Here is a 12,561-nt window from a genome sequence, read left to right as displayed (position 1 = left end):
GACGCGAGCATATTCATCGAGAACCCGATAGGAAGGTGGAGTCTGACATGTCGATCGACATTCGCAAAGAAACGGTTAAGCAAGGCACCGTGGAGCAAAGAATCGTCTACGAATCAGGCAACGAGATGGCCGCATACGCCGCACACCAGATCAACTATCACATCATGGGTTACTTTCCGATATCGCCTTCTACGGAAGTCGCGCAATTTCTAGATTTAATGAAAGCGAACGGACAGCACGACATCGTGCTCATCCCGGCGGACGGCGAACATGGCTCCGCAGGGGTATGTTACGGGGCATCGGCGGCCGGAGGGCGCGTGTTTAACGCGACGTCCGCGAACGGATACCTGTATATGCTCGAGCAAATGCCCGTCCAGTCGGGCACTCGTTTCCCGATGGTCCTGAATCTCGTGTGCCGTTCCGTGTCCGGACCGCTCGACATTCACGGGGACCATTCGGATCTCTACTTCGCGCTGAATACGGGTTGGCCGATCGTGCTTTGCCGCGATCCGCAAGCCGTGTACGATATGAACATCATCGCGCTGAAGCTGGCCGAGGATCCGGAAGTCCGGCTGCCGGTCATCGTCGCCTCCGACGGTTATTTTACAAGCCATCAAAAACGCCGGGTCATGACGTTCACGCATCGGGAGGACGTGCAGAAATTCGTCGGCGAGCATCCGCCGGAAGGATTCCAGCATGTGCTGGACCGCGAGAATCCGATTACGGTCGGTCCGTATATGAACGAACCGGATTATATCAATAACTGCTATCAGCAAAGCATGGCGATGTACCGCGCCGAAGACGTCTTCGATCGCATCCAGCAAGAATACGCCGAGTTAACCGGCAGGGAATATCCGATTCTGGAGCTTTATCGGATGGATGACGCGGAAGTCGCCGTGTTCCTGCTCAACTCTTCGGCGGAGATTATCAAGGATGTCGTCGATCAGTTGCGCGCGCAAGGGATCAAAGCGGGAGCGATCTCGCCCAATATCATTCGGCCGTTCCCGGCCAAACGGATCGCCGACGCGTTGAAGAACGTCAAGGCGCTCACGGTTGGCGACCGCGCCGATTCATACGGTGGTCACGGCGGGAATATGGTGATGGAAGTGCGCGCCGCGCTTCAGCAATACGGCAACTCCACGACGATGGTCATCAGCCGGATTTACGGTCTCGGAGGCAAAGATTTCTACGCTGAGGACGGCTTGAAAATGTTCGAATTCGCGATTGATGCGATGAACAAAGGAATCGTGGAGAAACCGTTCGATTACCACGGCGTCACGGCGGGAGATCCTTCCAAAGCGCCTAAGCGAGTTCTTGAACCGATGAAATATGAGGATTTGAAGACGGGGCTAATTACGGTTACGCCTGACGAAGTGACGGGCAAAGTTAACGTGCGCATACCGCCGCTTCGTTCACTGACGAAGAAACCGAAGCGGATCGCTCCCGGCCACGGGGCTTGCCCGGGCTGCGGCATTTTCTCGGGACTTGAGCTGTTCTTCAAAGGCATCGAAGGGGACATCGTCGCGCTCTTCCATACCGGCTGCGCGATGGTCGTCACGACGGGGTATCCATATTCCGCCCACAAAGCGACGTACATTCACAATTTGTTCCAGAACGGAGCGGCGACGCTGTCGGGCGTCGTTGAAATGTTCCACGAGCGCAAGCGCAGGGGAGAGCTTGATCAATACGGACTGAAGGACGACTTCACGTTCGTCATGATTACGGGAGACGGCGGCATGGACATCGGCATGGGGCCAGCTATCGGCGCTGCGCTTCGCAATCATAAGATGATCATTCTTGAATACGACAACGAAGGTTATATGAACACGGGCGCTCAGCTTTCCTATTCGACGCCGATGGGTCACCGGACTTCGACATCCAACGTCGGCAAGTTCCAAGGAGGCAAGGTGTTCCATCATAAGGACACCGCGCAGATTATGGCCGCCACGAACATTCCTTACGTATTTACGGGCAGCGAAGCGAACCCGCAAGACCTTGTTCGCAAAGGCGCCAAAGCGCAATGGTATGCGCAGAATGTCGGCATGGTATACGGCAAAATTCTTATTACATGTCCACTGAACTGGCTGTCCGAGGACAAAGACGGTTCCGACATTATCGATCAAGCTGTGAATAGCTGCTTCTTCCCGCTGTACGAAGTCGAGCGCGGCGTCACGACGATTACGTACAATCCGGAGGAGAAGGGAAAAAGGGTTCCCGTCGGCGATTGGCTGAAGATGATGGGCAAGACGAAACATTTGAACAAGCCGGAGTATGCGGAGACGCTGCGGGAATTCGAAGGCGAGATCGAACGGCGTTGGAACATGCTGAAGGCCAAACACGAGAATCCGTATCTGTAAGTAAGTCGGAGGTGAGGTGCGATGCCGTTCACATTAAAGCATTCGGCCACCGGGACGCTGCTCTCCTGCGTACAGAGAAACGGTTATAAGCTGGATTACTACGGAGTAGTGCTATGGGACAATGAGCCGGAGCAGCACGAAGTCGCGGAAGCGTTGGCGGAAGCCGGCATCTCACCCGCGGACGAAGCCGGTAGGCTTGAGGCTTGGGAGGCATTAAAGCTGTCGGAACACGAAGCGAAGATGGCCAACGTCAAGCTGCGCAACGACCCGCGCAGAGTCGTCCGAGTCCAGGACGGAGTGCTCGAAGCGAAATCGGTGAGTCCATAAACGATAAATCCAGCAAGCGCCCTCGGAGCGAGTTCCGGGGGCGCTTGCTTTAGGTTTCGTCATCGATATGGAGCAATCTTTTGAACATCCGATAAGGTTGGAATTTTTTCTTGTACAGCGTACTTGCGAAGACGACGATCAGCTCGAGTTCGGGCACAACGAAAATATACTGCCCGCCGTAGCCGATCGCAAAGTAGATCGCGGGAAAAATCGGCTTGTCGTCTCGCGCCATAACCCACCAATGAAAACCGTAAGAGCCGATATGGTCATACGTGTGTCGATAGGCGGTCGTGCTTGCATCGATCCAAGCTTCGGAGACGACCCGGGCGCCGTTACATGTTCCTCGATCCAGCATCAGGCGTCCGATCCGCGTAAGATCAGGCGCGCGAAGTTCGAGCCCAAAACCGCCGATGACGATGCCGTTCGGATCCGAGCGCCAGCTATACTTCTCGATTCCGAGCGGTTGGAACAGATGACGCTCCGCGTATTCCGCGGCCGTCAGCCCGGTCGATCGCTGCAGGATCGCGCTGAGCATATGGGAGCTGCCGGAATCGTAAATCATTCGCTGACCGGGTGCATACTTCATGGGCCGGGAGAGGACGTACGCGATCCAATCCGGACTGTCGATCATTGGAGTCGGAAGCCCGTGCCAATCCCCCATCTCCTGCCAATCCCATCCGGGCGTCATCGCGAGCAGGTGCTCGATTGTGACATCTTCTTTATCCGAATAGCGAGCTTCGGGGAAAAAGTCGGAAATCGGCGTGTTCAAACTCGGATACTCACCCCGATCAAGCGCAATGCCGACAAGAATTGAGAGGACGCTTTTCGTAATTGAATTGATCCTGTGTAGACTATCTGTAGAATAGTCGTTTCGAACATGCGTCAACACGGTGCGGCCTTGGTGCACGATCTCGCAGTAGTCGATTCTCGTTGCGGCAGCTTCGCGAGCCAGCCGATCGAGGTCCTCCTCCCGTAGCATGAGGGGAACATCAGTCATTTTGCACACTCCTATGGATGACAGAACATTTTATTGCGAATCGTTTCGTATATTATCTCAAAGTCGATCTCTAATAAGTCACAATGTCCGCTCAGCTGCAATTAAGCCTCCGGCAATAGAGATAAATCTTTGCGTCCATTCACGGAAATCAGCTCGGCGATTTTCTGCAAACGAAGCACCTCGTTGGGCTTTAGCTCGCGCTGAAAGTAGCCGTATAGATAGGCAGCTTCGAGAAACGATAAACCCGGATAACAGACGACCTGTTGATGGGAATAGGGATTATCGAGTAAAATCTGCCACTCGCCTTCGCGCTTATCCTCCGGTATGGCGGCGAGCACCTCGTTCTTACAGGCGAAGATCAGCTCGAATTCATCCCAGATGCCGCTCCAAGACGGGCTTAAGCGCTGAGGTTCGGGAAACAACTCCCGCGCTCTCGCCAGCTTGCGTTGATAGTGGGGGATTCGGTCTTCGGAGTAAATCTTCAACCCGTCGCGAAAATCCTCGATCCATTCGTAGAAGGCGGAATATCCCCCGCTGTTGATCTTCGCGATTAGCGATTGCTCCAATTCCTCAGACTCGGCTCGCATAAACTGATGGAAAACAGACTCCGACATTTCCGTCAACCCCTTAGCGACAATATATGGAAAACGACATCAATAATTATACCTTAAGCAAGCCTTCATTCAAAGAACGGCGACAGCAGTTTAGGCTTGTGTTATAATGTAAAACAATGCGCTAAGCGTGGGAAGCTTTATGGGAGGGAAATGCAGAGATGAGTCGGCGTTTTGTCATCGAGGCCGTCATGATCGCCATTTACGGACAACTGCTTCAGCCGAAACGTCCTGTCGAATACAGGATTCCGTATACTTCGGTCATGGAGCTCTACGATATGAAAGACAGCCCCGAACCGGTAATGCCGGAAGCGGAGGACGACGCGTACGTAAAAGCGAAAATCGGAGAAATGATCGCTTATTTCGAAGATTCGTTTAATAAAAAGAAAATCGAGCGGGCGCTGATGGCCCCGTGGAGAGAAAGTCCGCCACTGCCGATCAACGAGAACGTTTCGTTGATTATCGTGAACGCGGCGGAGAACATGCAGTACGGCGAAGCATTCGATCCGATCGAAACGGAAATCATCCTGATGTCGCTTCGTTTGCAATGCCCGGTACTGACCGATCAGATTGAGTTTCAGGATAAAGTCGTGCAAAACTCCGTTCCGGTGCAACTGTTCGATATCGACGATTTCGAGTACGCTGTCGAAGATGGCACAGTGCCTAAGGAAGAGTTCACGGAATAAAAAAGCTGCCGAGTGTCTCGGCAGCTTTTGCGTCAGTTGGAGGGGGACTCATGCCAATTTTTCATTCATTCGCCCGCTGGATGGCCGTAAGGCTGCACAGAGAGGGGAAGGCGCAGCAATCGATCCGATGGTACGAACGATGGGGCGTTAAAAGGATGTCCTGGGATGAACGGGTCGATTACGCCGGATATTTGCACGAAAACGGAAATACGGGGCGAGCGGTGGATGTGCTGACAGAGTTGCTTAGGCAGCATCGGTATCCGAATGCCTACGAAAGACGAGCTCATATCTATAATGAACTAGGCCAGGAAGAGGCTGCGATCGCGGATTTGAACGCGGCAATCGAGCTAGACCCGGAGCCTTACCTTTTCTGGTATACAAGAGCGATCTCCCACAATAACCGAGGGGAGCTTGAGGAAGCGGCGAGGGATTTCAAAGAAGCGCTCAAGAGGCGGGAAGACGCCAAATCTTCTACGTATTACGAGTTAGGCAACGTCTATATGAAAATGGAGAGGTTCGAAGAAGCGGAGTCGTGTTACCAAAACGCAGCCGCGGATCCGTCTAAGGCGATTCCCCATTATTATTATCGGCAAGCCCAAGCTTTGGAACAGCTAGAGCGAATGGAAGAAGCGCTTATCGTATTGGAGAAGGCGATCCGATTGCATGAGGAATGGCGAATCCTCAAGGATCGCGGGGCAGGGAAGATCAAAGAAAGAACGAGATATTCCCTCGCGGCGATCGCCACTTTCATTCAAGGGGCGGAGGAAGAATACGGCTTTCAATTCCATGAATCCAAACTATGTGAAACGATGGGCAACCTCAGCAAAGCGCTCGAGGCGATCGACCGCGCGTTGCTGACTTACCCGAATGCCGCTGATCTTGAGCTTCGCAAAGGTTACTTGCTGCGGCAAATGAATCGTTACGAGGAAGCGGCGGAGATGTTGAATCGGATCATAGCGACGAATCCGTCTTGGCTTCCACCGTATATGGAGCTCGTCGCCGTGTATCGTGCGCAGGGAAAATCCGAGGAAACGGTTCACGTGTTGCTTGAAGCCAAAAGCCGTTATCCCGATCACCCGGTCGTCCGGTTCTGGCTCGCCGATGCATACCGCGAAGCAGATCAGCCGGATAAGGCTCGGCAAGAGAGCGAGGAGCTTACCAGGCTCGAGCCTGACGATCCTCTGAATTGGAAGCAGCGCGCGGAAATTCTGATCGACGCGGAGCGTTATCGGGAAGCCGACGAGGCGTATACGAGAGCGCTGCAACTAGAAGAAACGGCCGATTTCTACATGCGACGGAGCTTCTCGCGCTTCATGGAAGATCGTTATGAGGAAGCCATGATGGATATTCAAGCCGCAGTAAATCTGGATGAGAGTTTGCTAAAAGACGGGAAGACCGCTTATGCGCTAGGTGAACTGTATATGGGGATGCAAAACTGGCAGCTCGCGGATGCCGAATATTCCCGGGCGCTCGCGCTGGAGCCGGATAATCCCCAGATTTACGACCGCCGTTCGCGATGCCGAATGGCGGCGGAGCGTCTGACGGACGCACTCGAAGACTGTAACAGAGGTCTTCAGTTGACCGGAATGAATCCGCGTCTGATCTGGCTAAGAGGACTCATTCACTATCGCCTCGAAGAACTGGAGGGCGCATTGTTGGATTTGACGACTTATACGGAAATCGTACCCGACGATTCGCAAGGTTATTACAATCTAGGGTTGGTCTACAAACAACTAGACCGCTGCGACGACGCTGTTACGGCGTTCACGAAAGTGCTTGAGATCAATCCTTTCGATGCGCAAGCCTACCTGGAAAGAGCGTCTCTGTGGTACCATCATTTCTTCGACCGGATTCGCGCGACGGACGATCTCGCCCAGTGGCTGCTGTATGCCGAAGGCGCATCCGGTCAAGGAGACCGTTTCGAATTGCTTAACGACGTAAGGGGATTCGATGACGAAATGAGGGAGCGGGCAAAAGAGCAGTTCCTCCGGGTATACGGCAGCAGCCGGTATTTGTCGTAAGGTGTACTAGTTGGTGCGAACGCCTCCCTATGGTAAAATCAGGATGGCAATAGCACGGGACCGATGGTGAAGGAGAGACTCTCATGAAATATAGGACATTAGGCAAAACAGGGTTAAAAATATCGGTTGTTGGCGTAGGTACTTGGCAGTTCGGCGGCGAATGGGGCCGGACGTACGAGCAGCGGGAAGCGAACGAAATTATCGGGCGCGCGAAGGAACTCGGCATCAATCTGATCGACACGGCGGAATGTTACGGCGACCACGTGTCGGAGTCGCTGGTTGGAGAAGCCATTCGCGGCGAACGGGACAAATGGATCGTAGCGACGAAGTTCGGCCACCATTTCCATCGCAACTTCGAAAGAACGGTCAATTACGATCCGGAAGACGTCGTACGCCAGTTGGAAAGCTCGCTGCGCGCGCTCAAGACGGACTATATCGATCTGTACCAATTCCATTCCGGTCCAGACGACTCCTTCGATCGCGAGGAACTATGGGAGACGCTGAACAAGCAGGTTCAGGCCGGTAAAATCCGTCATTTGGGCATTTCGATCGGCTCCAACGAGAATATCTACCAAACTTCCCGCGCGACGGACGTGAACGCCGAAACGATTCAAGTCGTATATAACCGGTTGGATCGTAATCCGGAGAAGGAAGTGTTCCCTTCCTGCATGGAACAAAATCTCGGCGTGCTTGCTCGCGTGCCGCTTGCCAGCGGTTTGCTCAGCGGCAAGTATAAGCCGGGAACGACGTTCGCTTCCGACGATGTGCGCTCGCGGAGAGAGGCGGAGCAGCTATGGCGTCAGATGGAGGAAGTCGAGGCGATTCGCCGGGAAGAAGTACCGCAAGGGACGGACATGGCGGCTTGGGCGCTTGCTTGGTGCTTGAACAATCCCGTAGTGACCTGTGTCATTCCGGGATGCAAAGACGCGAAGCAGGTAGAGTCGAACGCCGCCGCCGTCGAGCTCGTAAAGGCCGGACATCCGCAGGACGTATAAACCGAGCCGAAGCTTGATTTTTTCGCGAAACCTCTCCGCGATCGCCGGGGAGGTTTTTGTACTTTCGGGTTTACCCGCAACAGCAAGAGAAGGAGCAACGAAAATGGACAAAACGATACCCGTATACGTGTTGACCGGTTTTCTCGGAAGCGGCAAGACGACTTTGCTGAACCGGATTTTGGACGAAGCCAAGACAAGCAAGCGCAAAGTGGCCGTTCTCCTGAACGAGGTCGGGGATGCGAACGTCGAAGGGCAGCTATTCGGGAAGGACGTGCCGATGGCAGAGATGCTCGGGGGCTGCATTTGCTGTTCGATCCGGGCCGATCTGGGCATGGAACTCATGAAGCTTGCGCAAGAGCATCGGCCGGATGCGATCTGGATCGAGTCGACCGGAATCGCCCGGCCTTTGGAGATTATTGACGCCGTTACGGAAGCGTCGTTGTACGAGAGGCTCGAGCTGAAGGGCGTCGTTGCCTTAGCCGACGGACGACATTTGCTTGACCGGGTACGGATCGGGGCGGGCAAAACGTATAAGCTGATGAAAGAGCAGCTTGCCGCGGCGGATATCGTCGTATTGAACAAGACCGATCTGATCGGCGAGGCCGATCGCGAGGAGCTGGAACAACTGCTGCGCGATTGGAATCCGAATGCCCGGTTGGTCTCCGCGGTTCAAGCGCAAATCGAACTGAACGCTATCTACGGATTGGAAGATTCGATCGCCGTCAAAGAGCATGTCCATGGAGAGCATTGTTCCCCCGATTGCAAGCATTCTCATGACCACGGTGATCATGTCCATGCCGATCATGACCACGTTCATGCTTTGACGTATTATTTGCCTGGCCCAATAGACAGCGAGGAATTCGAAAGCTTCGTAAGCCGTCTCCCCGAAGACGTCTATCGGGCGAAAGGAATTGTGACGTTCCGGGATACGGCCAGCCGTTTCCTGTTTCAGTACGCCTATCGGGAGAGCGACTATATGCGGATAACGCCGCAGAAAACCGTCCACGACGTTGTCGTGTTCATCGGAGAGGGCTTCTCGCGACATGATTTGATTCGGCAATTGGAGCATTTGACCCATCAAAAAAAGGGAGGTACTTATTCGTGAAGTATGTGCGCGTGGAAACCGATGAACAACTGAAAATGGCTTTTGACGTTCGCGTGGAAGTATTCGTCAAGGAGCAGGGAGTGCCCCGGGACATGGAGCTGGACGAGTATGACGAATCTCCTACGGCCTGTAACCATTATATCGTGGAAGAGGGGGGCAAACCGATTGCCGCCGGAAGATTCAAGACATTCGAGCCTGGCGTCGCTAAGATGCAGCGCATCGCGGTTCTGAGGTCCTATCGCGGATCAGGCATCGGGAAGTTCCTCTTGCAAGCTATGGAGGAGGAAGCCAGACGTCTGGGATACCGGGAGTCGGTGCTCGATGCGCAATGCTCCGCCGAAGCCTTTTACCTCAAATTGGGATACGTAACTGAATCGGAGGAGCCTTTCCTGGACGCCGGAATTGAGCATGTTCGCATGAGAAAGGTCCTTTAAGTGCTTCAAAATCGCATTCAATGGGTTTATTTGCGTTTTATTCTAAGAAACTAGCAACCTTTCTCCGATTTAGGCGTAATATATATGGTCTATTAAACGGGATCTATACATCACGAAAGAGATTAGAAGGAGCAGAATATGAAGAAGAAGTTGCTGTTGTTGGTTCTTACCGCCACGCTGATGTTGCCGGCTCAGCTTCCGGCGTCGGCAGAAGGCGCGAACGGTGTTGAAAAACTGGTACTTATCCCAAATTCGCCGCAAATGATTCATAACGATAAAACGGTAACCGCCCCACAGCCCTTAACCGCGGTAAAAGGCGTTACCTACGTAGCCGCAAGATCGTTCATGAACGAAATTTACGGTAAGATCGAGTACAACTCCAAGAGCAAACAGTACACGCTGAAGAGCGGGAAAGACGTGCTCGTTCTGCAAGAAGGCAAAACGAACTATAGCCTTAACGGAAAAGCGAAAAATTACGCATCCGGCGCGCCTTTCGCGGTAAAAGGGACTTTAATGATTCCCGTACGTGTAGTGGCCGACAGCTTCGGCATTTCGGTTAGATCGGTAGAGAATGAGAATACGGTCGAACTGACCTGGTCTACGTCTCCGATCGCCAAGTTCTCCGTATCGGATTTGAATCCTTACGCGGAACAAACGGAAGTTAAGTATAAGGACGAGTCCTTCCATCCACGTGGATTAAAGATTATCGAGGAGCGCTGGGAGAATAACAACGCGATCTTCGACGAGTCCGGAACGTATACGGTCACCCATTGGGTCAAGGATGAGAACGGAACATGGAGCGAACCGTACTCGGTCGTCGTAACGGTCAAACCGCCTAACCAGCCGCCAGTCGCCTACTTCAACACGGAAAAAGAAACGTACAAGATGGGCGAATTCATCAAGTACGAGGATCTCAGCACAGACGACGAGGACCAGATCGCCAGCCGGGTATGGACTGGCAATGAACGGGGCTTTTTCGAACCGGGCGAGAAGACTGTAACGCTGAAAGTGACCGACTCGCACGGGTTGGTCGGGGAGTATACGAAGACGATCACGATTCTGGACGAAACGTTGTATACGAAGGAAGAGTTTAACCTTCTATACACGAACGTAGGAGAGAAATTCGACATTAACGGGCCGGCCGTCCTGCAGCTTCAGAAGATCAATTATAACATCAACGACCGTCCGCAAACGCTGATTCGCGCGAACAGCCCGGAGACGATTCTCGAAGAGGGTATCTATTACGAGGATAATGTTACTGGCAACGTCCGCTTCCTGCTGCACAATCTGAACGGGCGCTCGACTCCGGTCAAGAGCTATGTGATTGTGACGAATCAAAATGCCGAACCGGTTACCGTGAGAATGGGCGCGAAGGGAATCGGCGGACCCAATATTTACGTGTCGACGGTAGGCCGCGCAGTGACGGGTAGATTCTTGGAATCTTTGCTGAATCCTAAGTACTCCTACCTCCAAGTTCCGGCGGGTGAAAGCCGGTTGCTATTCCCGGAATATAGCGACAAAGCCATGAAACCAGGGGATGTCTACTCCATGTTCGCGGACGTACAGATTTCCGGAGGCGATCTCGATTTCAAAGTCGTCGTCGCGGACGCCAATCGGGATGTGATGAGCTACTTGCCGTACGCAAAAGTTCTGCCGAGTCACGACATACATATTCGCGGAACGTTCGAGAACGCCAACCGGATCATGTACGTGAACCAGACGATCGGCGACGTGAAAAGCCGGATGGTTCTGGCCGACAATATTGAGGATACGCGCTTGTCCGGTATCGACAAAACGACGGGAACTCCTGTGCTGAATGCGGGCAATTACGGAGTCGTGTATACGATCCAGCTCGGTTATGTGCTGCCGAATACCGCGATCGTCGTAAACCCGCGGGGCGGACATTACGCAGGTGCCTTCACGGTGAACGGCAAAGTTGTCTATACGACCAACGACAGCATTCTGCGGAATCCGAACGAGGTCGGTGTGCTTTACAAGACAGGGGACAGCGCAGAGGCGGTTACGATCACCTTTACGCCTGCGAATGGCAGTATGCTGCCTATCAATCTACTGTTCTTGCCAATGCCTACTCACTAGAATCATAGAAATAAAGCCGTTTCCGCTCGCGAGAGCGTGCAAGCGGCTTTTTTACATCTCTATTATTGACATTGATAATCATTATCAATTAAACTGATGGTAATTGGCGAAAGGAGTTGGATAGACGGATGCGGTTATCGACAAATCCAGGCGGACTCGCCTTTCATTTTTCTTCGGTCAAGAGACTATCGGATGACGAATTAGTCGCGGCTCCGCTAGGTCAGGGGATCGTCTATAAAAAGCAAATGGCGGAGGAATGGGTCGAGATCAACGAAGGGTTGGCCGACAAAACCCATATCAATCGGCTGCAAGTCTACGACGATCAATTATACGCATGTTCCAACAAAGGGTTATTCATGTGCGACGAAGGAAAATGGAGTCCTGCGGGCATATCGATCGGATGTTATCAATATCGGGAGTACGGCGAGATCGGTATCGCAGCTACGGTGTGCGGCCTATGGTATGCGGAAGACGAGGAATGGCGCCTGATGATGCGTTCCGACGTGACCGTTTACGATTTCATGTACTTGCCGCAATATGTCGTGCTCGGAACGAATGAAGGTATGGCGATTTTGGACAGGCTCACGATGAGCTGGATGAACGAGAGGACGGAGTCGGCCGTAACGAGCTTAACCGTCCACCACGGCACGATCATCGGCGCCACGGAGAACGGTTTGCTGTTAGCGGGCAATCGAAGAGGCGGATTCGACCGTTATCGGATGGGCAATGCGTTTATCTTTTCGATCGTATCTCGTAATCGGCAAGTATTCGCTTGTACCGATCGGGGCTTGTACCGGATCGACGTCATCGGTGGGAGAATTGCATTAACGGCATTAAAAATCGGTTGCCAGGTAACGGACGTCGATATGGATGAAGATTTCTATTACATAGCGACGTTATTCGACGGCGTTCAGCGCATGGCGCGGTAAAC

General features: G+C 53.1%; 11 protein-coding genes. 9 read left to right on the top strand and 2 right to left on the bottom strand.

Annotated elements, in window-relative coordinates:
• Positions 1-47: 47 nt before the first annotated feature.
• Positions 48-2,357: a thiamine pyrophosphate-dependent enzyme gene (locus FPZ45_RS07435; protein ID WP_144699963.1), complete on the top strand. Its 2,310-nt coding sequence runs from the start codon at positions 48-50 to the stop codon at positions 2,355-2,357.
• 21 nt (positions 2,358-2,378) lie between these two features.
• Positions 2,379-2,684: a hypothetical protein gene (locus tag FPZ45_RS07430; protein ID WP_144699962.1), complete on the top strand. Its 306-nt coding sequence runs from the start codon at positions 2,379-2,381 to the stop codon at positions 2,682-2,684.
• Between the two features lie 49 nt (positions 2,685-2,733).
• Here the strand turns inward: FPZ45_RS07430 and FPZ45_RS07425 are convergent, their stop codons facing one another.
• Together FPZ45_RS07425 and FPZ45_RS07420 are read right to left on the bottom strand one after the other, a co-directional pair.
• Positions 2,734-3,681: a serine hydrolase domain-containing protein gene (locus FPZ45_RS07425; protein ID WP_144699961.1), complete on the bottom strand. Its 948-nt coding sequence runs from the start codon at positions 3,679-3,681 to the stop codon at positions 2,734-2,736.
• Positions 3,682-3,782: 101 nt separating this feature from the next.
• Positions 3,783-4,295 carry a hypothetical protein gene (locus FPZ45_RS07420; protein WP_144699960.1) on the bottom strand — a complete coding sequence of 171 codons (513 nt, stop codon included), beginning with the start codon at positions 4,293-4,295 and terminating at the stop codon, positions 3,783-3,785.
• A gap of 158 nt (positions 4,296-4,453) precedes the next feature.
• Between FPZ45_RS07420 and FPZ45_RS07415 the strand changes: the two genes are divergently transcribed.
• From FPZ45_RS07415 to FPZ45_RS07385, 7 genes are all read left to right on the top strand, one after another.
• Positions 4,454-4,978 carry an ADP-heptose synthase gene (locus tag FPZ45_RS07415; protein ID WP_144699959.1) on the top strand — a complete coding sequence of 175 codons (525 nt, stop codon included), beginning with the start codon at positions 4,454-4,456 and terminating at the stop codon, positions 4,976-4,978.
• A gap of 50 nt (positions 4,979-5,028) precedes the next feature.
• The gene (locus FPZ45_RS07410; RefSeq protein WP_144699958.1) at positions 5,029-6,999 is read left to right on the top strand and encodes a tetratricopeptide repeat protein; all 1,971 of its coding nucleotides are present in this window, start codon (positions 5,029-5,031) and stop codon (positions 6,997-6,999) included.
• A gap of 83 nt (positions 7,000-7,082) precedes the next feature.
• Positions 7,083-7,994 carry an aldo/keto reductase gene (locus tag FPZ45_RS07405; protein WP_144699957.1) on the top strand — a complete coding sequence of 304 codons (912 nt, stop codon included), beginning with the start codon at positions 7,083-7,085 and terminating at the stop codon, positions 7,992-7,994.
• 103 nt (positions 7,995-8,097) lie between these two features.
• The gene (locus tag FPZ45_RS07400) at positions 8,098-9,099 is read left to right on the top strand and encodes a CobW family GTP-binding protein (RefSeq protein WP_144699956.1); all 1,002 of its coding nucleotides are present in this window, start codon (positions 8,098-8,100) and stop codon (positions 9,097-9,099) included.
• 35 nt (positions 9,100-9,134) lie between these two features.
• On the top strand, positions 9,135-9,533 hold the full coding sequence (locus FPZ45_RS07395; protein WP_144700092.1) for a GNAT family N-acetyltransferase: 399 nt from the start codon (positions 9,135-9,137) through the stop codon (positions 9,531-9,533).
• Between the two features lie 138 nt (positions 9,534-9,671).
• The gene (locus FPZ45_RS07390; RefSeq protein WP_144699954.1) at positions 9,672-11,630 is read left to right on the top strand and encodes a copper amine oxidase N-terminal domain-containing protein; all 1,959 of its coding nucleotides are present in this window, start codon (positions 9,672-9,674) and stop codon (positions 11,628-11,630) included.
• 128 nt (positions 11,631-11,758) lie between these two features.
• Entirely contained in the window at positions 11,759-12,559 is an 801-nt protein-coding gene (locus tag FPZ45_RS07385; protein WP_144699952.1) for a hypothetical protein, read from the top strand.
• Positions 12,560-12,561: the final 2 nt, after the last annotated feature.

Origin of the sequence: Cohnella terricola, assembly GCF_007786475.1 — a bacterium.
GTDB classification, from domain to species: domain Bacteria; phylum Bacillota; class Bacilli; order Paenibacillales; family Paenibacillaceae; genus Cohnella; species Cohnella terricola.
The sequence above is the reverse complement of the archived record's forward strand: the minus strand, read 5'-3'. Positions and strand labels throughout refer to the sequence as shown.